Origin of the sequence: Pseudomonas triticifolii (assembly GCF_014358015.1) — a bacterium.
GTDB lineage: Bacteria > Pseudomonadota > Gammaproteobacteria > Pseudomonadales > Pseudomonadaceae > Aquipseudomonas > Aquipseudomonas triticifolii.
Genome location: NZ_JACONV010000001.1, coordinates 795,757 through 817,289 on the forward strand (window position 1 = coordinate 795,757; position 21,533 = coordinate 817,289).

The window sequence follows — 21,533 nt, forward strand, 5'->3', positions numbered from 1 at the left end:
CCGCTGCTTCAACCGGCAGCGCCGTGAGCGCAACACTCACGGGCGTTGAGGCGCGAAACCTTCCGCTTCGATGTCCTTTGTCGCGCAAGGCACCGCGCTGTTATCCAAAAAGCGCGTTGACCAACGGCACACGTCCACGCCAGGGCTGTGCGCGCTCCAGTTGCGCGGCGAGCGCCAGCAGCAGGCTTTCTTCGCCGAACCGTCCGGCAAAATGCGCGCCCATGGGCAAGCCTGTTGCCCCCCAGGAGAGCGGCACCGACATCGCCGGTTGCCCGCTGGCATTGAACAACGCCGCAAAAGGCGAATACCTGTGAGAACGTTCGATCATTTCATCCAGGCTCATGCTGACATCTGCAACCACAAGTTCGCCAATGCGCACCGGCTCACGTGTCAGCACCGGCGACAGAATCACATCGTAATCCTGCATGAATATCGCCAGCTGCCGACCCAAGGCATGAATCCATTCGACGGCGGCAGTGTACTGCGCGCCACTGACGTTGCCTTTGTCGCGCAGGATAATGCGTGTGCGCGCCTCCAGTTCAGCCTCCTGAACATCGAAGCCTCTCATACGTCCCAGCAGGTCGACATGGTTGCGTGTGTTGGCACCGATGATGGTGAACACATGGTCCAGAAACTCGGGCAACACCACAGGCAGACTGACCCGCTCGACCCGATGCCCCAGGGAGTCGCACAACTGCGCCGCCTCGCTCACGGCGGCAAGACTCTCGACCGAGGTTGGCCAGGTGCCTGACTGTTCGACCAACGCAATGCGCAGGGGTTTGGGGTCACGCTGCACAGCGCTGACATAGGAGGTGGCCTGAACAGGCGCCGCGTAGGGCGCACCCAGGTCCGCACCCGCCGTGGCATCCAGTAAGGCGGCGCTGTCGCGCACCGACAGGGTGATCGCGTGTGCGGTGCTCATGCCCGCCCAGCCCTCGCCCACCATCGGACCAGAAGGCATCAGGCCCCGACTGGGCTTGAAACCGAACACGCCACAGCACGACGCAGGCACCCTTAACGAGCCGCCGCCGTCGTTGCCATGGGCAAAGGGCACCACCCGCGCTGCGACAAGTGCCGCAGCACCGCCACTGGAACCGCCAGCACTGTGCTCGAGGTTCCACGGGTTACAGGTCGCGCCGAAACGCGTGGACTCGGTGGAATAGGACGTGCCGAACTCCGGTGCAGTCGTGGTCCCGGCAAACACGCAACCGGCGCGCCTTAAACGACTGACACCCTCCGAGTCAAACGTGGCGCGAAACTCGCCCATCGACAGCGAGCCATTGCTCATGACAGCGCCGTTGACCGGCGAAAAAAGGTCCTTGATGAGCGTGGGCACGCCCGCGAAAACGCCGTCGCCCTTTTTCATATCCCGAGCTGCAACGCGCGCCGAGTCATATAACCGCTCGGCCAGGGCGTTGAGCTGCGGCTCGACCTGCTCGATGCGCTGGATCACACCTTCCAGCAAATCGATGGGCTGAACCTCACCCCGCCTCACCCACTCGGCCAGACCGGTACCGTCCTCGTCGTTCAACAACGTCTGAATGTCTTTCATGCGAAGGTTCCTTATGGTTGGGATTGAGGCTGAAAAACTCTTGGCAATCCCTCTAGAAACTGTGGCCCACGCGTAACGCCGCGGTGTAACCCTCTGAGCGGTTACGCGCACCAAACTCCTTGTAAACGTGAAACCACGCCGCGGGCATGCCGGGTTTGAAGTAACTGATCGCAGGACCCGCTGCGACCACCCGGGCCCGATTGCCGCTTTCCAGCCCGGGCGCGTCGTCATCGGAGAACTGCCGGTAATAGAACCCGCCCAGGCCCAGCGTGAAAGGGCCTGCATGCTGCCCTACAGCAAATTCGTGCCGGTACTCGACGCCGCTCCGGTAATCGGTCGCAGGGTTACGCGTGTTGAAGTCAGTCTGAAAGCTGCTGGACACTTCAAAACCGCTGTCGGTGATATAGGTCGCGTTGAAGGCGGGCGAAACCGTCCAGTGGTTCAAACCCGGAGAGATCGGGCGATTCTTATCGTAGTCGCCAGTAGGTGCCTGAATCTGCAAGCGCGCGTTCACAAACAGGTGGGGAGAAAGATCCCACTGAAGAATCAACGGTGACACCGAGATATCAGCCATCCTGAACGGATCCGCTTTCAGGTCCAGCGGACCGGACGGCGTCTGAACCCGAAACGAAGCATCCATCTGAAAGAAAGGCACCGCCACGCCGTAGCCAAAACGCGCGCCCAGCATCCGGTAATCGGTCATACGAAAGTACCCAACGCCAATGGACAAGACGTCCAGGGAAAAACGGTTGTCCAGCGAATGGCCCTGGCGGTCTCTCTGCACATTGGTTGAGTAAAACGCGACCCGCATGCCTAGCGTGCCCACGGGGGTAGACGGAGGCGAGATGCCCGCGCCGAAGTCGTAGACGCCAAAGGAGGTGGTCGGTGCGCCGTTTTCGGTGGCCTGAACAGTGCCCCAAAGGCCCATCAAGCCGAGCGTCAAGCAGGTAAAACGTCTGATCTTGTAATTATTGTTATGACTCATCGCATGCCCCTGACCGCGAAGGTGGTGGGGGCATGCTATTGAGCTACGACGTCACGTCGTTATCCGTTTTCAGCAAAGATGCGTACGTTGCAACGTTTGCGACGGCGTTTCGCCGAACAATCTCCGGTAGTCGCGGGAAAACCGGCTCAAGTGCCAGAACCCCCAGCGCGCGGCCACCACCTGAACGTGTTCGATCCGGCTGCTTTCGCGCAATTCGCGCCTGACCGCGTTGAGTCGCTGGGTGCGCAGGTAGGCCACCGGGTTGATGCCCAGCGTTTCCTGGAAACAGTACTGAAGCTTGCGACGGCTGGTGCCGATGTGATTGCACACATCCAGGATCGACAGCGGCTCGTCCAGATGCGCCAGCACGTAGTCACGCGCCCGATCAACCATCCTTTTGCGTGCCGTGGGATTAAGAGGCGGCGCCTGATCAGGTGCGACCAGCTCGAGCACCTGCAACATCACTGCATCACGAATGCCGCGCCGGATCGAATCGTGCTCAAGTTTATCCATGCACGCCTGCTCACCGGTCAACAGCGTATCGAACAGTGCAGCGAACCTCTTCTGCACCGTCGAGCCGACAAGACGGTAACAGGTGGGAAGATCGGTAATTTCGAAACGACTGCCCTGACGTTCCAGCGCATGTGCCAAAACGCCCTCCTCGATCGCCACACCCATCGCGTCCAGCTGCGGCGGCGTGCTCAGTTCTGGCAGATGTTCGCCATGGGCCACAATCATGCTCGGCGCTTGAAGCGTATGCCCGGCGCAAAACGCGGGCCCCGCCGCACTCAACGGCAAGGCGAAAATGATAGCGCCCTTCCAGGCCATGCCACTCTTCGTGAGGGCCTGATTAGAGCGGTCGCGCACCAGTTGCAGCCAATCGGAACGAAATTCCGTCAGTTCGCCCTCAAAGCCCCCGGGCGTCAATTGATCATACCGAACCTGCCAGCCGCCCAGATTGCGGCTGTGCTCGTCGATGTCACAGGTCTGGAAATGCTGCAGGTGAGGTGCAGCCTGTATCGCCACATTATTGTTATTCATCGGCCTTGTCCTTAGTACGTTTCAAGGTCACAAGGGTGACGGGAGGCAAGTTTCATTCCGGTGGCGTCGGGTTTGGGTAATGTGTGCCGAAAACGGCTAGTCATCACTGAACGCAACAGTGAACGGTTACGACTGACTGCTCGCTTTCTTCACGTTCGCCGAACCCTTCTCCCGAAAAAACATCCGTCGATAATCCGAGGGCGAGGTACCCAACTGCGCGCTGAACTGTTGTCGCAACGACAGCGGCGTTCCAAAGCCTGACTGATCTGCGATGCACTCAATCGGCAGATCAGTGGTTTCCAGTAACTGCTGCGCTCTGGCCACACGCTCGGCGTTCAGCCAGTTGGAGACCGTACTGCCGGTCGCTTCCTTGAAGCGACGCGTGAACGTGCGTCTGCTCATTCGCGACTTTTGCGCCAGAACATCCAGCGACAGATCGTTGCCCAGATTCAGGCGCGCCCAGGCCAACACGTCGGACAGATGGGTTTCGGTCGCCAATTGGGGGACCGGGTTTTCAACGTACTGCGCCTGACCACCCAGCCTGTGCGGGGGCGTCACGAGCAGTCTCGCCGTGCGGTTTGCAGCATCGGCACCGTGACGCTCACGTATCAGGTGCAGGCAGCAATCGACGGCAGCCATGGTTCCGGCAGAGGTCATGATGTTGTCCGCGCTGACGTACAGCACATCGGGTCGAAAACGTGCCTTGGGAAAGCGCTGAGCAAATACCTCGCGGGCCACCCAGTGTGTGGTGGCTTCCCTGCCGTCAAGCAGGCCAGCGTCCCCCAGCGCGAAAGAGCCCAGGCACAACCCCACAATCAATTTACCTTGAGCACTGGCCTGTTGGAGCGCCTTCACGAGCGATGTAGAAGCAGGTTCAAGGTCATCGCCCCAGGCCGGAATGATGATGACGTCGGCGCACTCGATCATCTCCAGCCCATGCGTGACGGCAATGCCTATGCCCTGATCGCAGCTCACCATTCCCGGCACCTCGGCGCAGTAGCTGACCTCGTAGGCAGGCTCGCCCGCTGCGGACTCGACGCTGCCGAGCACGATACCGGGCACGGACAGGTGAAACAGGCTGACGCCGTCAAAGGCCAGAACAGCAACGCGCATGGAAGGCATGGGGCTCTCTCTGATTGAAGCTGGATTGGCCCGATTCTATCGGATTATGTCATTCAGGCCACTGTTGAAGGGTCCTGCGTTTGGCAACAATGGAGTCCTTGGTAAACCAATGTCCGGTTCATCATCTGATTGGAGACAGCTCATGAAGCAAGGCATTATCGTCATCGACCTGCAAAACGAATACTTGCCCACCGGCAAACTGCCGTTGACCGGCATTGAAGCGGCGGTCGCCAATGCTGTCCGGGTGATCGCTCACGCCAGAAGTCACGACGTTCCGGTTTTCCACGTTCGCCATGAGTCCGATGCTGACGGTGCCGGGATCTTCAGCAAGGGCTCAAACGGGGCCGAGATCCAGACAGTGGTTGCTCCGCAGGGCGAAGAGCCGGTTATCGTCAAAAAGCATATCAACGCGTTCCGGGAAACCGGGCTCAAGCAGCAGCTGGAAACGTTTGGTGTCGAGGAAGTCGTGGTGATCGGCGCAATGAGCCACATGTGCATCGACGCCGTGGTGCGCGCGGCGGCGGATATGGGTTACCCGGTGACGGTGCTGCATGACGCCTGCGCGACGCTGGACCTGACCTACAACGGCGTGAGAGTGCCTGCGGCTCACGTGCATGCGGCGATGATGGCCGCGTTCGAGTTCGGCTACGCCACGGTCAAATCCGTGGACGACTACCTGTCGGCCTGAGGCCCCTGGTATGAAACGCCCGGACGTATCCGGGCGTTTGGCTGACGCGTAGCGGTTTCAAGCATGCGTTCAAGCACGCGGCGGCTTGGGAAACTCCCCCCTGATCTGTTCGTAAGCCTGCGCTACACGCAGCGCCAGCGCGTCCTGAAAGCGTGGCGCGACGATCATCATCGCCACAGGCAGCCCCTCGGCAAGCCCGGCAGGAATGGACGTCGCCGGGTGTCCGGTGAGGTCGAACGGTGCCGTGTTGGCAAGCATGTTGAGGGCGCTGTGCACATACTCCTCGACGGACGCGTCTGGCGTGGTCAGTGGCGTAGCCACGAAGGGCATGGTCGGCATGACCAGCACGTCGAATGACTTGAAGGCCTCGTCGTATTGGCGCGTGAGTTCTGGCACCAGCATGCGGGCCTTGGCGTAACTGGCTCCATGCAGGTTCCTCAGGCTGTAGTGACCGGTCAGCGCCACAGCACGCACGCTGTGGGACAGCGAGTTGGCGTGTTCGCGGCGTTTGGCGCCGTAGTAACTCATGATGTCCGGATCGTAGTAGCCATCCACGTTCATGCCGTAGCCGTTGCCTTGCAGCATCTGATAAGCAGCGCCGTCGGTGGCGATCACGCTCCACATATCCAGCGCCACGCCTGAATGCCAGGGCGCGCTCGCTTCGCCGACGATGGCACCGAGGCCTTCCAGCTGGGCGACGGCAGCTTTGACCAACGCATCCACCTGCGGCTCGGACATACCGGGAATCGCAAAACCTTCACGCAGCAAGCCGATTTTCAAACCGGCAACGCCTTGATCCAGGGTGGCGAGGCAATGGACCGCTGGCGGATTTTTCTGGCGCGAATCCAGGCCGTCGGCACCGGCGATCACGTCCAGCATGAGCGCGCAGTCACGCACCGTGTTGGCCATCGGGCCGACGTGGTCGATGGTGCGTTCGATGGGAAAGGCTCCGGTGTACGGCACCAGGCTGTAAGTCGGTTTGTGGCCGACGATGCCGCTCCAGGCCGACGGCATGCGGATCGACCCGCCCTGATCGCCACCGATGGCCATGTCGACCTCGCCCAACGACACCAGCACGGCGCTGCCGCTGGACGAACCGCCCGCGTTGCGGGTCATGTCCCAGGGGTTCTTCACAGCACCGCTGGCGGCGGTGAAGCTGGCACCAGAGAAGCACAGGTCTTCGCACACGGATTTGCCGACCACCGTCGCACCGGCCGCCAGCAAGCGCTTGACCACCGTGGCGTCTTCGGACGGCACGTAACCTTCAAGGCTCAACGAGCCGTTGGCCATGGGCACACCTGCGACCGAAACGTTATCTTTTATGACCACCGTTTTGCCCTTCAGCGGTCCCTCGGCAGCACCGGCAATATGGGTTTTCACATACCAGGCAGCGTGCAGGTTTTCGCTCTCCAAGGGCTTGCTGTGCTCGCGCAGCGGTGTCGGCTGGGCAACGTGGGCGGCGTACAGGGTGTCGATGGTTTCGTACGCGTTCAGGGTTTCATCGGCGAGGTTCAGGTACGCCTGCATCTGGCTGTCGGACAGGTCGTAACCATGGTCTTGGGCAGCAAGCAGAAAGTCGGCTTTTTCAGGGCGTTTTACGGACATGATGTTCTCCAGATGACGGTAGGAGCCGCCCGTGCCGAGTGCAAGGGCTCAAGCTCGTTCCGGAGGACGCCGTTGTCCATGCCGGTCGCCACGCGGTGCTCCATACCTGCCGGTCAATGGCGTATGGCAAACGTCCGCGCAGAAGAGGATCAGGGGTGGACCTGATACTCCAGAGATAATCAGGAACAGGCTTGTTGAAACAATTCGTGCGCCTTGACCAGGGCCTCGGCGATTTTCTCCACTGGTTCACGCTTGCTCATGGCCTGATCACGCAGTGCGTTGTAAGCGTCGATTTCCGACAGCCCTTTGGTTTCCATCAGAATGATTTTTGCCTGCTGCACGGTGCGCATGACCGCCATGCGCCCTTCGAGGCGCTTGACGTGTTTCTCACGTTCGCGGGTCTTGCGTGCCTGGCTCAGGGTGATGGTCAGGGCCGTGAGTAACCCGAAGGATCGCACCGGTGAGGGAATCACCGAGCAGGCGTTTAGCTGCACCAGCGCCTCAACGATGATCGGGTTTTCGTAGGCGATCACCGGGATGATCGGTGGGGTCGCGCTGTGCAACAGCCAGGGCGTGTTGGTCGCCAGGCTTTCCGGCGACACCGCCAGCACAATCACATCGGCCTCACTGTGCAGGCGTTCGGGGATCGGCCATTGCACGCGCACCTGGCAACCGATGCGCTGCAATTGCGCGATCAGGTTACGACCGTCTTCGTCATCCGGGTGCATCACCAGCACGCTGATATCACGCAGATCCTTGATGCCGACTGCGCTGTCGTTGCGCAGGCGTTTCTTCGCAGCTCGCAGAGTCATGGACGCCTCCCGGCCAGACCGGACCAGCCACTGAAATCGGGCGCAATGGCGTAGGGGTCGGGTTTGAGCGCCTTCTGGCTCTCGTAAAGAATGTCGAACTGACCGTCGGCGTTGGCGCGTCCGATCCGTGAGTACAGGTAGGTGTGGTGGTTGTTTTCATCGATTCTCACTCGTCCTTGAGGTGCGTCGAACTCCAGACCACGCATGGTCTGCAGCACAGCGTCTACGTCGGTGCTGCCTGCACGGCTGATGGCCTTGGCCAGCAGGTGCACTTGAAAATACGCCGCTTCCCAGCAGCGATCGGTCACTTGATGCTGGCCGAACCGTTCCCGGTACTCGGCAATGCACTGGCGATTGAGCGGCGTGTCGATTGACTGGAAGTAGCTGGCCGCCGAGATGTGTCCGGTGCCCAGGTGCACACCCATCTGCTGTATGTCGGTTTCACTGGTGGTCACGCTGGCAATCGGCATGACCGCCGGATCCAAGCCTGCATCGGCGTAGGCCTGGTACAGATGGGCCATGGTTTCACCGACCACTGTGGAGAAAATGAACGAGGGTTTCAGCTCCCGCGCCTTGACCATCAGTTTGGCGAAATCCTCGGGACGGGCGTTTTTAAGCGGCAGGTAATACTCACCCAGTTTCTGGCCGCCACGCTCGTACAGCAGGTCGCTCATCAGGCGATTGGTTTCGTAGGGATAGACGTATTCGGAGCCGATCATCAATACGCGGCTGCCGAAGTGATCGAACATGTAATTGCCCAGCGGCACGGCGTTGTGATTGGGCGTGGCACCGGTGTAGATGATGTTGCGTGAATACTCGAAGCCTTCGTAATAAACGGGGTACAGCAGCAAGGCATCGTAGCGTTCGACGACTGGCAACACGGCCTTGCGTGCTGCCGAGGTGTAGCAACCGAAGAAAAACTTCAACTTCTCTTCACGAATCAGCGACTCGACGTGCATGGCGAACAGCGCAGGTGTGGAATCCGGGTTACGGGTAATCATTTCCAGCGGTCGGCCATCCACGCCGCCGGCGGCGTTGATCTGCTGAATGGCGAACTGCGCGCCGCGCATCGTCGAGCACTCGCCTGCGGCCGTGACCCCGGTGTTGGAAAACAGACCGCCTATGCGGATCGACTGGTCAACCATGCCTATAAACCTTGTTCAACGTGAGATGAGACGCCCGCCACTGGCCGGGGTCTTGAGGTCCATGCATAAAAGGGCTGAGCGAAAAACCGCGTGGTCAAGCGGTGGCTCTCAGGCGGTTGTGCCTGGGCTGGCGTGACGACAGTGTCAGGGCCAGCGCATGCGAGAGGCCTTCCACACCTGCCGAGAATGGGCGTGTGACAAGGCACCCTGCGAAGGTGTCGTTCAAGGCTATGCAGGGAGCGGGCCAGCGCCCGTAACATCGAGAATCGACAGGCACCACGCCGTCTGTCACAGGTTTGCGGTCACGTTTTTGGTGCACCCCGCCCTGGCTTCGCGCCAAAGCAGCGCAGGCCCTTGCGCGCGTGCAATTAATGAAGGGACGCTCTGGCAATGCATTGCAAAACGGCCTGACGCGACCTTTTCGGCACTTGGCACCGGCCTTGCTATGACTCTTTGGAGACATCGCGCCAGTTGCCTGCCCTACGCCCTCTTGGCAAGTAGGGAGACACCTCGCGTACGACTGGATCGGACATCGTCTGTCCCGCCAGATTCGGCACAAAAGCCTGACCTTCCGCCTGTTCGCAGGACGGAACGTCGGGCTTTTTTTATTCCTGGGAGAGAAGTGAATGCGTAACGACAAACGCCGTTTGATCAAGCATGCGCTGTTGCTGAGCGCCATGAGCTTGCTGCCGTTTTCCCTGATCGGTCAGGCGCAGGCTGCCGACACCGTGAAAGTAGGGATCATCCACTCGCTCACCGGCACCATGGCCATCAGCGAAGCCTCGGTGGTGGACGCCGAAAAACTGGCCATCGATGAAATCAACGCCAGCGGTGGCGTGCTGGGTAAAACCATCGAGCCGATCGTTGAAGACGGCGCCAGCGACTGGCCGACCTTCGCCGAGAAGGCGCGCAAGCTTTTGGAAAACGACAAGGTCGCGGTGACCTTCGGCGCTTTCACCTCTGCCTCGCGCAAGGCCGTGCTGCCGGTGTTCGAACGCAACAAGGGCCTGCTCTATTACCCGACTTTCTACGAAGGTCTGGAAAAATCCCCGGCGATTATCTACACCGGCGCCGAGGCCTCGCAGCAAACCCTGGCAGCCGTCACCTGGCTGATGGCCAACAAGGGCAAGAGCGTTTATCTGGTGGGCTCGGACTACATCTGGCCACGCACCACCAACAAGCTGGCCCGGGTAGCGGTGACCAAGCAAGGTGGCTCGATTGTCGGCGAGGATTATCTGCCGCTGGGCGCTATCGAGTTCTCCTCGGTGATCAACAAGATCAAGGTCGCCAAACCTGACATCGTGATTTCTACCATCGTCGGCGGCTCTAACGTCGCGTTCTACAAGCAGCTCAAGGCTGCAGGGATCGACAGCAGCAACCAGACCCTGATGGCGCTGGCCGTGACCGAAGAAGAAGTGACCGGCATTGGTGCCGAAAACCTCACCGGCTTTCTGACCTGCATGAGCTATTTCCAGAGCCTGAAAAATCCGGTCAACGAAAAATTCGTTCAGGCGTTCAAGACCCGTTACGGCCAGCAGCGTGTAATAGGCGACCCGATGGCCGCCGCTTACACGGCTGTTTATCTGTGGAAAAAGGCCGTCGAGAAAGCCGGCAGTTTCGACGTGCCGAAGGTCATCGCTGCGTCCTCGGAAATGGAGCTGGATGCGCCTGAAGGCGAGATCAAAGTCCACAAGGACAACCATCATCTGTGGAAGCGCGCACGTATCGGCACCCTCAATGCTCAAGGCCAGGTTGACGTGATCTACGAGTCCGCGCCCATCGAGCCCAATCCATTCCCGAAACTCTGACACCTGCGGGGGCGTGAGTTGACGCGCGCCCGCCTCTTTCAACCTTCAGCGACAGGTGGCGACGCCATGACTCTCGATACGCTGGTAATGCAAGTCTTCAGCGGTTTCTCGCTGTTCTCGGTGCTGGTGCTCATGGCCCTGGGACTGACCATCGTGTTCGGCCTGATGGGCGTGATCAACATGGCCCACGGTGAACTGATGGCGATGGGCGCGTACATGACCTACGTCACGTCGGTGGTGTTTCAGCGCTACCTGCCCGAACTCATGGGCTGGTATTTCATCGTCGCGATTGGCGTCGCTTTTGTGGTGACCTTCGCTTTCGGTTTCCTGCTGGAGCGCTGTTTCATTCGCTTCATGTACAACCGCCCGCTGGATACCCTGCTGGCGACCTGGGGCCTGTCACTGGTACTGCAGCAAGTGTTCCGCCAGGTGTTCGGCCCCAAGGAAGTCAGCGTGCCCACCGTGCAGTGGCTGCAAGGCGCGTGGAAAGTCAGCGAAGGGCTGGAGCTGCCGATCAACCGGATTTTCATCATCGGCCTGACGTTCGTCATCGCCGCCGCCGTGTTCCTGTTTCTTTACCGCAGCCGCTGGGGCCTGCGCATTCGTGCTGTGACCCAAAACCGCGCCATGGCGGGTGCTGCGGGCATTAACACAGCACGGGTGGACTCTGTGACCTTTGCGCTGGGGTGTGGGCTGGCGGGGATCGCCGGCAGTTCGTTCACCATGCTCGCCTCCACCGGCCCGGTCAGCGGCCAGCAGTACCTGGTGGACACCTTCATCGTGGTCGTGTTCGGCGGGGTCGAAAGCCTGCTCGGTACCTTCCTGTCAGCCTTCGCCATCGGCCAGACGCAGATTTCGCTGGAATACCTCACCACCGGTTCCATGGCCAAGGCCATGACCCTGCTGGTGGTCATCGTGCTGCTGTTCTTCCGCCCCAACGGCCTGTTCGCCACGAAAGTGAGACGTTGAGATGAATGACATGACTGAAAAGCCGCCCGCCCTGCCCCAGACAACAACGTCGCGACCCGGCTGGCTGAGCGGCGGCTGGCTGCCGCTGCTGGAGCGCTACAGCCTGATCTGGCTATCGGTTCTGCTGCTGGTGGTGTTGCCGTTGTGCCTAGGCGATTTTCGCCTGGGGCTGGCGGGCAAGTACCTGAGCCTGGCGTTCTGCGCGGTCGGCATGGTGATGATCTGGGGTTACGGCGGCATCCTCAGCCTCGGCCAGGGCATCTTCTTCGGCCTGGGCAGCTACATGATGGCAATGTACTTGAAGCTGGAAGCCACTGCCACGGATGAAGCCGCCAGCGCCCTCGCCGCCTTTTACGGCTCGGCCCTGCCCGACTTCATGATCTGGAACAGTGTCGAGGCGTTGCCGTGGTGGTGGAAACCGTTCGAATCAGCGACCTTCACGCTGGTCGCGATCCTGATTCTTCCAGCGCTGCTGGCGTTCCTGTTCAGCTACGCCTATTTCAAGAAACGTGTGGGTGGCGTGTACTTCTCGATCATCACCCTGTCGCTGGCCTCGATCATGTCGATCATGATCATCGGTCAGCAAGGCTACACCGGCGGAGTAAACGGTCTCACCGACTTCAAGACCGTTTTCGGCCTGAGCCTGCAAACGCCGCAGACACCCTGGATCCTGTACCTGATCACCACCCTGTTGTTGCTGGCCTGTGTCGCGATGTGCGGTTTTATCCTGCGCAGCCGACTGGGCAAGGTCATTGTGGCGATCCGTGATCGCGAAGACCGGGTACGATTTTCCGGCTACAACACCGCGCTGTTCAAAGCCTTCATCTTTGCCGTGGCGGCGCTGATCTCTGCACTGGGCGGCGTGATGTTCACCCTGCAGGTCGGTCTGGCCTCTCCTTCGCTGGTGGGCATCATTCCGTCGACTGAAATTGTCATCTACGCCGCCCTGGGTGGACGTCTGTCGCTGGTTGGTGCGGTGTACGGCACGCTGCTGATCGGCACGGCAAAAACCTATCTGTCGGAAAACTTCGTCAGCTTCTGGCAGTACTTCATCGGCTTTCTGTTCATGGGCGTGGTGCTGTTCCTGCCCGCAGGTCTGGCCGGTCTGCTGCAACGGCTGAACAACAAGGAGGCGAACTGATGGGTGCGCTACTACTGAGTGTCGAGGACCTGACCGTGTCGTTCGACGGTTTCAAGGCCGTGGACAACCTCAATTTCTACGTCGAGGAAAACCAGGTTCACGTGGTGATCGGTCCGAACGGCGCGGGCAAGACCACGCTGCTGGACATGATCTGCGGCAAGACCCGCCCCAGCGCTGGCAGCATTCGCTTCAAGGACCTGCAACTGGCCAACATGATCGAGTACCAGATCACTCGCGCAGGGGTGGGTCGCAAATTCCAGAACCCGTCGGTGTACGAAGACCTCACCGTGCGCGAGAACCTGGACATCTCCTCGCCGGATAAACGCGGCATTTTCAACTGCCTGTTCGCCGGCAAGAACACCGCCCTGCAGACCGAGATCGAGCAGACCGCCGAGATGATCTTTCTCAAGGACCAACTGGGCCGCAAAGCCGGGCTGCTGTCCCACGGCCAGAAGCAGTGGCTGGAGATCGGCATGCTCCTGATGCAACGCCCGGAACTGCTGTTACTGGATGAACCGGTGGCGGGCATGAGCGCTGGCGAACGGGAGAAGACCGCTGGCCTGCTCAAGCTCATCGCCAAGGGCCGGGCGATGGTGATCATCGAGCACGACATGGAATTCGTGAAGTCGGTGGCCGACAAGGTCACCGTGCTGCATCAGGGCAAGACCCTGGCCTACGGCTCGATGGATCAGGTGCAGAACGATCCTCGCGTCATCGACGTCTATCTGGGGCACTGAACATGCTGAATGTCACTGAACTGAACGTCTACTATGGCGACAGCCACGTGCTGCGCAACCTGAGCCTTGATCTTGCGCCAGGCGAATCGCTGGCGATCATGGGCCGCAACGGCATGGGCAAGACCACCTTGCTGCGCAGCCTGGTCGGCATGCTGCCGACCCGAAGCGGCAGCATCAAGCTGGCCGGGCAGGAACTCACAGGCAGCAAGAGCTACGAACGCGTTGCGGCAGGCGTCGGCTTCGTGCCACAAGGCCGGATGATCTTTCCCTACCTGAGCGTCGAGGAAAACATCCTCACCGGCATGCAGGGCGCACCCGCGGCTGCAATTCCCAACTACATCTTCGAGTACTTCCCGGTGCTGTTCGAGATGCGCAGGCGCAAGGGCGGCAACCTGTCCGGTGGCCAGCAGCAACAACTGGCCATCGCCCGGGCGCTGGTCTCCAACCCCAAGGTACTGATCCTCGACGAACCCACCGAAGGCATTCAGCCCTCGATCATCAAGGACATTGCCAAGGCCCTGAACCTGCTCAAGAAGGAACGTGGCTTCTCGCTGATCGTCTCCGAACAGGTGCTGTCGTTTGCCATGGCGGTGGCTGACCGCTACCTGATCATCGAAAAAGGCGAGTTCGTGCACAGCGAAGTGCGCGAAACCGTCGACCGCGAGCGCATCCTGCGCTACCTCACGATCTGAACCGGGACAGGAGAAATCGCCATGCTGATACTCGACCGCATCCTCGGCCAGGCCAGCGACCCAGCCCTCGCCGACCGGCTTCATGACCTGAGCCATAACGGGCAGGTGGAAACCCTGAGCCTGTCCGGCAACGACATTCAGCGCCATCGCCTGCGCCTGGCCAGCGACCGGGGCACCGACTGCGCAATTCGTCTGGAGCGGCATCAACAGCTACGCAACGGCTCGGTGCTGATGCTCGACGACAAGCGCGCCATCGTCGTGCAGATGCAGGATCAGCACTACCTGAGTCTGCAGCCACGCGATGCAGCCGCGGCGCTGGAACTGGGTTATTTCGCGGGCAACATGCACTGGGCGGTGCGCTTTGCTGGCGACACTCTGCAGATCCCGCTCAACGGACCTGAAGCCGACTATCTGGAACGCCTTGCGCCAATGATCGCCGACGGCCGGGTGTCGCGCGCATGACCGCCCTTCTCGATGACCTGGGCAGCGCCCTGCTGGCCTTGCAGCAGGCCGACAGTTTCTTTCCCACAGGCGCAGTGGCCTGGTCATGGGGGTTGGAGACCCTCAAGGCGGACGGTCATCTTGGTCCGATTGAACGGGCTCCGCCGCGACGCCGACAGCGGGAAACACGTCCGGACCGCAGCGCTGAGGTATGCGGTTTTGTAGAGGGCCAGTTGCGTCACCGCTGGAACAGTTTCGACCGGGCCTTTCTGGTCGCTGCCTGGCAGTCAGCCGATGATCTGGATCAGTTGATGGCGCTGGACGCACAGGTCGAAGCGCTGACCCTGGCCGAAGAACTGCGTCAGGGCTCACGGCGTGTCGGCCAGGCGTTGCTGGGCGTTCACGTTGCGCTGGGTACGTCCGGCGCGGCGCCCTATCAGCAACGGGTACTGGCGGGCGACACCCCGGGGCACCTGCCCGTGTTGCAGGGCCTGATCTGGAAACACCTCGGCATGCACCTGGAGCATTGCCAACTGGCGGCTGCCCACGGCCTGTGCACCGGTCTGGTCAGCGCCGCCGTGCGCCTCGGTGTGATGGGCCACATTGACGCCCAGCGAGTGTTGACCGCGATGCAACCGTTGATTGCGCAACTGCTGGCTCAAGACCCACCCGAACCGGACAACGCCAGCAGCTTCACGCCCATGGCCGAAATCGCCGTCATGCGCCATGAAGTTCAGGCTTTGCGCCTGTTCGCCAATTGATCACCTGCCCGCAGGAGCCACGCCATGCTGCTGACCCCCACCGAGCTTGAACGCCTCACCCTGTACACCGCCGCCGAACTGTCGCGCAAACGGCGCGGCAAGGGCCTACGCCTGAATTTCCCGGAAGCCTCAGCGCTAATCGCCGACGAGATTCTGGAAGGCGCTCGCGAGGGACGCAGCGTGGCGGAACTGATCGGCTTCGGCTCGACGATTCTCAACACCGATGACGTAATGCCCGGTGTCGCCGATTTGCTGCCGGTGTTGCAGGTCGAAGGCACCTTTGCGGACGGCACCAAGCTGGTCACGGTTCACCAACCGATCCGGCCTGGCCGACTGCCGCTGACGGTCATGCCCACACCCGGCGAAATCCTCGCGCCTGAAGGCGATATCCAGCTCAACAGCGGCCGACCCACTGCGACGCTGCGCGCCCTGAACACCGGCGACCGCCCGGTGCAGATTGGCAGCCATTACCACTTCTTCGAGGTCAACAAGGCGCTAGATTTCCCCCGCGAAACCGCCTTCGGCATGCATCTGGACATTCCGGCCGGCACCGCTGTGCGCTTTGAACCCGGCGAGCTGCGCGAGGTGCAGTTGGTGCAGTTTGGCGGTACCGGCGACATTCACGGTTTCAGCGGCCTCACCAACGGCAACCTGCACGACCCGGCCTGCAAACGCATGGCGCTGAAGCGCGCGCGTGCCCAGCATTTCAAGGGAGCCTGAGCCCATGGCCACAATGACCCGTAAGGAATACGCCGCGATGTACGGCCCGACCACCGGCGACGCTATCGGGCTGGGTGATACTTCGCTGCTGGCCGAAGTCGAGTTCGACCACGCGGTGCCCGGCGACGAGTGCCTGCACGGCGGCGGCAAGACGCTGCGTGACGGCATGGGCCTGATGCCCGGTCACGACAGCGACGACGGTGCCCTCGACATGCTGATCTGCAACGCGCTGATCATTGACCCGGTGATCGGCATCGTCAAAGGCGACATCGGCATCAAGGACGGCAAGATCGTCGCCATCGGCAAGGCGGGCAACCCGCAGATCATGGATGGCGTCCATCCACAACTGATCTGCGGCGTCGCCACCACCGTGCGCGATGCCGAAGGCCTGATCGTCACGCCGGGCGGCATTGACGTGCATGTGCATTTCGACTCGGCGCAGCTGTGCGATCACGCGCTGGCGGCCGGGCTGACCACGTTGATTGGCGGCTCGCTGGGCCCGATCACGGTGGGCATCGACTGCGGCGGCGAGTGGAACGTCGGCAAGATGCTCCAGGCGTCCGAGCACTGGCCGATCAACTTCGGCTTTCTCGGACGCGGCAATTCGAGCAAACCCGAATCGCTGCTCGGGCAACTGCGCGGCGGCTGCCTGGGACTGAAAATCCACGAAGACTGGGGCGCGATGCCGACAGTGATCGACACCTGTCTGAAAGTCGCCGATGAATACGACTTTCAGGTGCAACTGCACACCGACACGCTCAACGAGTCCGGTTTTCTGGAGGACACGCTGGCGGCCATCGGCGATCGAACGACCCACATGTACCACACCGAAGGCGCGGGCGGCGGGCATGCGCCGGATATCATCAGCGTGGCGGGCAAGCCCAACTGCATCCCCTCCTCGACCAACCCGACCAACCCCTACACGGTCAATACCTTCGACGAACACCTGGATATGATCATGGTCTGCCACCACCTCAATCCGGACGTGCCGGAAGACGTGGCGTTCGCCGAATCCCGAGTGCGACCGCAGACCATCGCGGCCGAGGACATCCTGCACGACACCGGCGCGATCTCGATCCTGGGGTCCGACAGCCAGGGCATGGGCCGCATCAACGAAGTCATCTGTCGCACCTGGCAACTGGCGTCAAAGATGAAAGACCAGCGCGGTCGTCTCCCGGAAGAAACCACTGCGCTGGGCGACAACGAACGCATCAAGCGCTACATCGCCAAGTACACCATCAACGCCGCACGCGTGTTCGGCATCGACAGTTACATCGGGTCGCTGGAGCCGGGCAAGCTCGCCGATCTGGTGCTCTGGCGACCGGCGTTCTTCGGCATCAAGCCGGAACTGGTGGTCAAGGGCGGCTTCATCGTGCATGGCGTGATGGGCGATTCGGCGGCGTCGCTCTACACCTGCGAGCCACTGATGATGCGCCCGCAATGGGGCGCGTTCGGCGAAGCGAGCAAGGCGCTGTCGGTCAATTTCGTCAACCGGCTGGCCATCGAAGCCGACACCGCCAGCACGCTGGGCCTCAAAAAAGCGCTGCTGCCCGCGTTCGGCACGCGCACCCTGCGCAAGTCCGACATGCTGCACAACGATGCCTGCCCGGACATTCGCGTCGACCCGCAGACCTTCGATGTCTACGCAGACGGCGAGCGGCTGTTCTGCGACCCGGTCAGCGAAGTCCCGCTCGCCCAACGCTACATGCTGCGCTGAGCCTGTTTTCTAAAGGAGATTGACGATGAGCCTGCCCTTGAATGCGCCAACCCTCGCTGCAGCACAGCCGCACCCTGGCGCCGCCCGTGTCGGCATCGGCGGCCCGGTCGGCTCAGGCAAGACCCGTTTGCTGGAACAGTTGATCCCGCGTTTTATCGCGCGCGGAACAGAGCTGGCCATCATCACCAATGACCTGGCGACCCGCGAGGATGCAGAACGTGTGCAGCGCAGCGGCCTGATCGACCCGATGAGAGTTCGCGCCGTGGAAACCGGCGCCTGCCCGCACACGGCGATTCGTGAAGATCCGACGCTCAACCTGCAAATGGCCGATGAGCTGGAGGCGCATTTCAAGAACCTTGATCTGGTGCTGATCGAGTCCGGCGGCGACAACCTGGCCTCGACCTTTTCGCTGGACCTGGTGGATTACTGGATCTTCGTCATCGATGTGGCCGGAGGTGACGATATCCCGAGAAAACGAGGCCCGGGCGTGCTGAGCTGCGATTTGCTGGTGGTCAATAAGTACGACCTGGCGCCCCATGTCGGCGTCGATCTGCAGCGTATGCGCCGTGAGTGCGCCGACGCACGCGACGGTCGCCCGGTGCTGTTCACCAACTGCAGCACGGGCGATGGTGTCGATGAAGTGGTCGAGGCGATCAGCCGGGCCGTGCTGTTCGACCGAGCATGAACGCCCGCCAAGCGATGCTGCCAGGGCAGACGCGCCCCGCGGCGCAGATTAGCTTCAGCAGAGCGCCATCAGGGATCAGCTATGTCTCTCGTCAGGAAGTGGGCTATCCCTTTCATCTGGGCCGCACCCTCAAACTGCCGCAAGACCCACCCGGTATGGCAGCGATCTATCTGCAATCCTGCTCGGGAGGGCTTTTTGCCGGTGAATACGTGCGCTTGCATCTGCATGCAGAGGCTGGCACGCAGGTCCATGTCAGCACGGGTGCGGCGACCATCGTCCACAGCATGCTCGAACAACCGGCGCGCCAGACCGTCACCCTGCTGGCCGAAAGCGGCGCGCTGCTGGAATACCTGCCCATGGCGACCATCCTGTTTCCGCAGGCTCGCCTGCACAGCCAGGTGCTGCTGACCTTGCACCCCGACGCGCGAGTGCTGATGTGTGACGCGTTTTGCGTGCACACCCCATCAGGATCAGAGGGATTGCCGGGCTATTATCGAGCGCACCTGGAAGTACGCTGCCCTGCCGGACGTTTGCTGGCTGCGGATCGTCTGGCCCTCACCGGCGAAGACCTGCAGCGTTGCCTGCCAGGCGTCAGCGGATCGTTCAAAGCCTTGGCCACCTTCATGCTGATCGGACAGGGCTTGCCGGTGGATGAAGTAAAACAGGGCTTGCGCACCGCGTTGTCTGCTTTGGCGGACAGCTATGTGGGCGTCAGTGCGCTGCCCAATGATTGCGGCGTTTCGGTAAGGGTCATGAGTCTTGACGCAGTGGCCTTGCGTCATGCGCTGCACCTGGCCTGGGCCGCAGCGCGGCTGCATCTGACCGGTGTAGTGCCGCAGGTACGGCGCAAGTGACAACACCTAAAACCAAATCGTTACCAAACCAACGGGATGGAGAACTTACCCAACCGAGCCACATCAGCGGCAATATCGGCAATCGTGACGCTGGCAAGCTCATCTTCGAGCGCGGCGCGAGCACGGTCTAACGCCGGCTGTAATGCCTCGATAATATTGCCGCCGACTGCACATTCTTCGCAGGGCGGAACACGGTGCAGCGAGAACAGTTCGGTGTCCTCGACAGCCCTGTAGATATCCACCAACCTGATCTGTTCGGCAGGTTTGGCCAGCAATGCCCCGCCTCCTGCACCGAGTTGGGAGCGTGTCAGCCCGGCATCACTCAGGCGCGACAGCAGGCCACGGATCACGACCGCACCCGTGTTCGCCGAATAGGCAAGATCTTCCGAGCGCAACGGCTTGCCATCGCTCACAGCGAGCGCCGTGAGGGTATGAACAGCGACGACGAAGCGGGTACTGGTGGGCATGAAGGTTTGGCCTGCGCGATGCTTATGTGTCGCCGACGTTATGACAGAGGGTATTCGCTGTCAACCGCTGACTGTACGGCGCCGGTTGGGTGCAAGGAACTTGTCCCGGTTCGGGTGGTTCAGGTACACCGAACCGGAACGCGCGCGTCTGGTAACAGCGCGGACAGGGTCAGCCGCTGCCGTCAGCGGTCCGTTTCAAGGCATGCTGACGGGCGAACACTCAGGCGTGAGTGAGGTACCAGCGCCAGTCCTGCTCTCCGACTTCAGCATTGAATGCACGGAACTCGCACCACTTGATCGCCAGAAACACCTTGAGGAATTCAGCGCCCAGCGCCTCGCGTGCCCAGGTTGAACGCTGCAATGCCTGCAACGCTGTCAGCCAGTCGGTGGGCAGGAAATCGGTCGCCTGCTCATACCCATTGCCCTGAATCGCCGCACCAGGATCGCTTTGATGCGTGATGCCGTGATGAATGCCGGCAAGTACTGCGGCAGCGGCGAGATAGGGGTTGGCATCGGCACCGCAAATACGGTGTTCGATATGCCTGCTTATCGCGGGGCCGCCAGGCACGCGGAAAGACACGGTACGGTTGTTGACGCCCCAACTTTTGGCCAGCGGCGCGTAACTGCTGGCCTGGAACCTGCGGTATGAGTTGGCATGGGGACAAAATATCGCCAGCGAATCAAACAAGGTTGCCATCATCCCTCCGATGGAATGACGCAACAGTGGCGTGCCCTGTGGGTCTTCGCTCGCATACAGGTTGTTGCCCTGCTCGTCGGCCAGACTGACGTGCAAATGCATCCCGCTGCCAGCCTGATCGCTGAATGGCTTGGCCATGAAGCACGCCTGCAACCCATGTTTGTTGGCCACACCTTTGACCAAGCGCTTGTAACGTACGCCCTCATCAATGGCCTGGAGCGCGTCGAAACGATGCTCCAGCGTCAACTCGAGCTGGCCCGGCGCATACTCGGAGATCGCCGTGCGCACAGGTAATCCCTGTAATGCACACGCTGCGTAGAGGTCATCTAGAAACGGTTGAAGCTGCTCCAGTTCGTATACGCCATACACCTGCGGAGCAGCGGGGCGTACCCCATTGGCCTGCAACGCGGGCTGCGGCCGGCCGTTGACGTCGCGTTGCCGGTCCAGCAGGTAAAACTCCAGCTCAACGGCCATGACCGGATGGAATCCATCGGCTTTCAACCGCTCGATGGTGTTCACCAGTACATGGCGCGGGTCGGCCGGGGCGGCGGGAATACCTTGGGTCGGGTGCATGCTGACCTGCACCTGGCCTGTGGGGTTGGTGCGCCAGGGTTGCAGGGTCAGGCTTCCCGGCAAGGGGTAGGTCCAGCAGTCGGCGTCTGCGACATCCCAGACCAGGCCAGTCTCGTCTACGTCCTCACCCTGCACGGTCAAGGCGAGAATGGAACTTGGCAGCGGACGACCATTTTCGTAGATCGCCAGTAGCTCGTCACGGTGCAGGAGTTTGCCCCGGGGAACGCCATTGGCGTCGATAAGGAACAACTCAATGCTCAGTACTTCAGGGTGAGCGGCCAGATAATCCTGGGCCTCTTTTTTGTCAGCAAATTGCATGTC

At 61.2% G+C, this 21,533-nt stretch carries 21 protein-coding genes; 12 read left to right on the forward strand and 9 right to left on the reverse strand.

The genetic code is table 11. From position 1 onward, the window contains the following. Positions 1-100: 100 nt before the first annotated feature. From H8S56_RS03390 to H8S56_RS03405, 4 genes are all read right to left on the reverse strand, one after another. Positions 101-1,552, reverse strand: coding sequence for an amidase (locus tag H8S56_RS03390; protein WP_187517866.1), 1,452 nt, complete (start codon positions 1,550-1,552; stop codon positions 101-103). Positions 1,553-1,604: 52 nt separating this feature from the next. Then, positions 1,605-2,537, reverse strand: a complete 933-nt coding sequence (locus tag H8S56_RS03395; protein ID WP_187517867.1) for a SphA family protein — start codon at positions 2,535-2,537, stop codon at positions 1,605-1,607. Positions 2,538-2,606: 69 nt separating this feature from the next. Beyond that, on the reverse strand, positions 2,607-3,578 hold the full coding sequence (locus H8S56_RS03400; RefSeq protein ID WP_187517868.1) for a helix-turn-helix domain-containing protein: 972 nt from the start codon (positions 3,576-3,578) through the stop codon (positions 2,607-2,609). Between the two features lie 126 nt (positions 3,579-3,704). Continuing rightward, entirely contained in the window at positions 3,705-4,700 is a 996-nt protein-coding gene (locus tag H8S56_RS03405) for a GlxA family transcriptional regulator (RefSeq protein ID WP_187517869.1), read from the reverse strand. A 142-nt stretch (positions 4,701-4,842) separates the two neighbouring features. On the opposite strand from H8S56_RS03405, the gene H8S56_RS03410 reads away from it, so the two are divergent. Beyond that, a complete protein-coding gene (locus H8S56_RS03410; RefSeq protein ID WP_187517870.1) occupies positions 4,843-5,388 on the forward strand; it encodes a cysteine hydrolase family protein in 546 nt (181 codons plus the stop codon). A 69-nt stretch (positions 5,389-5,457) separates the two neighbouring features. Here H8S56_RS03410 and H8S56_RS03415 read toward each other — a convergent pair whose 3' ends face one another. The 3 genes from H8S56_RS03415 to H8S56_RS03425 all read right to left on the reverse strand — a co-directional run bounded on the left by H8S56_RS03415 (position 5,458) and on the right by H8S56_RS03425 (position 8,950). Further along, the gene (locus H8S56_RS03415; protein ID WP_187517871.1) at positions 5,458-6,993 is read right to left on the reverse strand and encodes an amidase; all 1,536 of its coding nucleotides are present in this window, start codon (positions 6,991-6,993) and stop codon (positions 5,458-5,460) included. Between the two features lie 179 nt (positions 6,994-7,172). Then, complete coding sequence (locus H8S56_RS03420) at positions 7,173-7,805, reverse strand: ANTAR domain-containing response regulator (RefSeq protein ID WP_024696086.1); 633 nt, start codon at positions 7,803-7,805, stop codon at positions 7,173-7,175. Further along, positions 7,802-8,950, reverse strand: coding sequence for a transporter substrate-binding domain-containing protein (locus tag H8S56_RS03425; protein ID WP_024696087.1), 1,149 nt, complete (start codon positions 8,948-8,950; stop codon positions 7,802-7,804). Before H8S56_RS03425 ends, H8S56_RS03420 begins: the two co-directional genes overlap by 4 nt. A gap of 626 nt (positions 8,951-9,576) precedes the next feature. Between H8S56_RS03425 and urtA the strand changes: the two genes are divergently transcribed. The 11 genes from urtA to H8S56_RS03480 all read left to right on the forward strand — a co-directional run bounded on the left by urtA (position 9,577) and on the right by H8S56_RS03480 (position 19,475). Continuing rightward, complete coding sequence (urtA, locus tag H8S56_RS03430; protein ID WP_187517872.1) at positions 9,577-10,758, forward strand: urea ABC transporter substrate-binding protein; 1,182 nt, start codon at positions 9,577-9,579, stop codon at positions 10,756-10,758. A gap of 66 nt (positions 10,759-10,824) precedes the next feature. Further along, positions 10,825-11,727 (forward strand): urea ABC transporter permease subunit UrtB, encoded by a 903-nt coding sequence (gene urtB, locus H8S56_RS03435; RefSeq protein ID WP_024696089.1) that lies wholly within the window; start codon positions 10,825-10,827, stop codon positions 11,725-11,727. A 1-nt stretch (position 11,728) separates the two neighbouring features. Next, the gene (gene urtC / locus H8S56_RS03440; protein ID WP_187517873.1) at positions 11,729-12,868 is read left to right on the forward strand and encodes an urea ABC transporter permease subunit UrtC; all 1,140 of its coding nucleotides are present in this window, start codon (positions 11,729-11,731) and stop codon (positions 12,866-12,868) included. Then, positions 12,868-13,605 (forward strand): urea ABC transporter ATP-binding protein UrtD, encoded by a 738-nt coding sequence (urtD, locus tag H8S56_RS03445; protein WP_024696091.1) that lies wholly within the window; start codon positions 12,868-12,870, stop codon positions 13,603-13,605. Before urtC ends, urtD begins: the two co-directional genes overlap by 1 nt. A gap of 2 nt (positions 13,606-13,607) precedes the next feature. Then, positions 13,608-14,297, forward strand: a complete 690-nt coding sequence (urtE, locus tag H8S56_RS03450; RefSeq protein ID WP_187517874.1) for an urea ABC transporter ATP-binding subunit UrtE — start codon at positions 13,608-13,610, stop codon at positions 14,295-14,297. A gap of 21 nt (positions 14,298-14,318) precedes the next feature. Next, the gene (ureE, locus tag H8S56_RS03455) at positions 14,319-14,759 is read left to right on the forward strand and encodes an urease accessory protein UreE (protein ID WP_187517875.1); all 441 of its coding nucleotides are present in this window, start codon (positions 14,319-14,321) and stop codon (positions 14,757-14,759) included. Further along, positions 14,756-15,499: an urease accessory protein UreF gene (locus H8S56_RS03460; protein WP_187517876.1), complete on the forward strand. Its 744-nt coding sequence runs from the start codon at positions 14,756-14,758 to the stop codon at positions 15,497-15,499. Before ureE ends, H8S56_RS03460 begins: the two co-directional genes overlap by 4 nt. A gap of 24 nt (positions 15,500-15,523) precedes the next feature. Continuing rightward, a complete protein-coding gene (locus H8S56_RS03465) occupies positions 15,524-16,219 on the forward strand; it encodes an urease subunit beta (protein WP_187517877.1) in 696 nt (231 codons plus the stop codon). Between the two features lie 4 nt (positions 16,220-16,223). Then, complete coding sequence (ureC, locus tag H8S56_RS03470) at positions 16,224-17,936, forward strand: urease subunit alpha (RefSeq protein WP_187517878.1); 1,713 nt, start codon at positions 16,224-16,226, stop codon at positions 17,934-17,936. Between the two features lie 25 nt (positions 17,937-17,961). Further along, positions 17,962-18,621 (forward strand): urease accessory protein UreG, encoded by a 660-nt coding sequence (ureG, locus tag H8S56_RS03475; RefSeq protein ID WP_187517879.1) that lies wholly within the window; start codon positions 17,962-17,964, stop codon positions 18,619-18,621. Further along, positions 18,618-19,475, forward strand: a complete 858-nt coding sequence (locus H8S56_RS03480) for an urease accessory protein UreD (protein ID WP_187517880.1) — start codon at positions 18,618-18,620, stop codon at positions 19,473-19,475. Before ureG ends, H8S56_RS03480 begins: the two co-directional genes overlap by 4 nt. A gap of 20 nt (positions 19,476-19,495) precedes the next feature. On the opposite strand, the gene H8S56_RS03485 is transcribed toward H8S56_RS03480, so the two are convergent. Both H8S56_RS03485 and H8S56_RS03490 read right to left on the reverse strand, forming a co-directional pair. Then, entirely contained in the window at positions 19,496-19,942 is a 447-nt protein-coding gene (locus H8S56_RS03485) for an Rrf2 family transcriptional regulator (protein ID WP_024696099.1), read from the reverse strand. A gap of 220 nt (positions 19,943-20,162) precedes the next feature. Next, positions 20,163-21,530, reverse strand: coding sequence for a glutamine synthetase family protein (locus H8S56_RS03490; protein ID WP_187517881.1), 1,368 nt, complete (start codon positions 21,528-21,530; stop codon positions 20,163-20,165). Positions 21,531-21,533: the final 3 nt, after the last annotated feature.

What these genes read in the sequence shown, in the direction of transcription:
- urtB (WP_024696089.1), top strand. Translation starts at nt 10,825, where the DNA reads ATGACTCTCGATACGCTGGTAATGCAAGTCTTCAGCGGTTTCTCGCTG.
- H8S56_RS03465 (WP_187517877.1), top strand. Translation starts at nt 15,524, where the DNA reads ATGCTGCTGACCCCCACCGAGCTTGAACGCCTCACCCTGTACACCGCC.
- H8S56_RS03480 (WP_187517880.1), top strand. Translation starts at nt 18,618, where the DNA reads ATGAACGCCCGCCAAGCGATGCTGCCAGGGCAGACGCGCCCCGCGGCG.
- urtC (WP_187517873.1), top strand. Translation starts at nt 11,729, where the DNA reads ATGAATGACATGACTGAAAAGCCGCCCGCCCTGCCCCAGACAACAACG.
- H8S56_RS03460 (WP_187517876.1), top strand. Translation starts at nt 14,756, where the DNA reads ATGACCGCCCTTCTCGATGACCTGGGCAGCGCCCTGCTGGCCTTGCAG.
- H8S56_RS03390 (WP_187517866.1), bottom strand. Translation starts at nt 1,552, where the DNA reads ATGAAAGACATTCAGACGTTGTTGAACGACGAGGACGGTACCGGTCTG.
- urtE (WP_187517874.1), top strand. Translation starts at nt 13,608, where the DNA reads ATGCTGAATGTCACTGAACTGAACGTCTACTATGGCGACAGCCACGTG.
- H8S56_RS03405 (WP_187517869.1), bottom strand. Translation starts at nt 4,700, where the DNA reads ATGCCTTCCATGCGCGTTGCTGTTCTGGCCTTTGACGGCGTCAGCCTG.
- ureG (WP_187517879.1), top strand. Translation starts at nt 17,962, where the DNA reads ATGAGCCTGCCCTTGAATGCGCCAACCCTCGCTGCAGCACAGCCGCAC.
- H8S56_RS03490 (WP_187517881.1), bottom strand. Translation starts at nt 21,530, where the DNA reads ATGCAATTTGCTGACAAAAAAGAGGCCCAGGATTATCTGGCCGCTCAC.
- H8S56_RS03400 (WP_187517868.1), bottom strand. Translation starts at nt 3,578, where the DNA reads ATGAATAACAATAATGTGGCGATACAGGCTGCACCTCACCTGCAGCAT.
- H8S56_RS03395 (WP_187517867.1), bottom strand. Translation starts at nt 2,537, where the DNA reads ATGAGTCATAACAATAATTACAAGATCAGACGTTTTACCTGCTTGACG.
- H8S56_RS03415 (WP_187517871.1), bottom strand. Translation starts at nt 6,993, where the DNA reads ATGTCCGTAAAACGCCCTGAAAAAGCCGACTTTCTGCTTGCTGCCCAA.
- ureC (WP_187517878.1), top strand. Translation starts at nt 16,224, where the DNA reads ATGGCCACAATGACCCGTAAGGAATACGCCGCGATGTACGGCCCGACC.
- urtD (WP_024696091.1), top strand. Translation starts at nt 12,868, where the DNA reads ATGGGTGCGCTACTACTGAGTGTCGAGGACCTGACCGTGTCGTTCGAC.
- H8S56_RS03410 (WP_187517870.1), top strand. Translation starts at nt 4,843, where the DNA reads ATGAAGCAAGGCATTATCGTCATCGACCTGCAAAACGAATACTTGCCC.
- ureE (WP_187517875.1), top strand. Translation starts at nt 14,319, where the DNA reads ATGCTGATACTCGACCGCATCCTCGGCCAGGCCAGCGACCCAGCCCTC.
- H8S56_RS03425 (WP_024696087.1), bottom strand. Translation starts at nt 8,950, where the DNA reads ATGGTTGACCAGTCGATCCGCATAGGCGGTCTGTTTTCCAACACCGGG.
- urtA (WP_187517872.1), top strand. Translation starts at nt 9,577, where the DNA reads ATGCGTAACGACAAACGCCGTTTGATCAAGCATGCGCTGTTGCTGAGC.
- H8S56_RS03485 (WP_024696099.1), bottom strand. Translation starts at nt 19,942, where the DNA reads ATGCCCACCAGTACCCGCTTCGTCGTCGCTGTTCATACCCTCACGGCG.
- H8S56_RS03420 (WP_024696086.1), bottom strand. Translation starts at nt 7,805, where the DNA reads ATGACTCTGCGAGCTGCGAAGAAACGCCTGCGCAACGACAGCGCAGTC.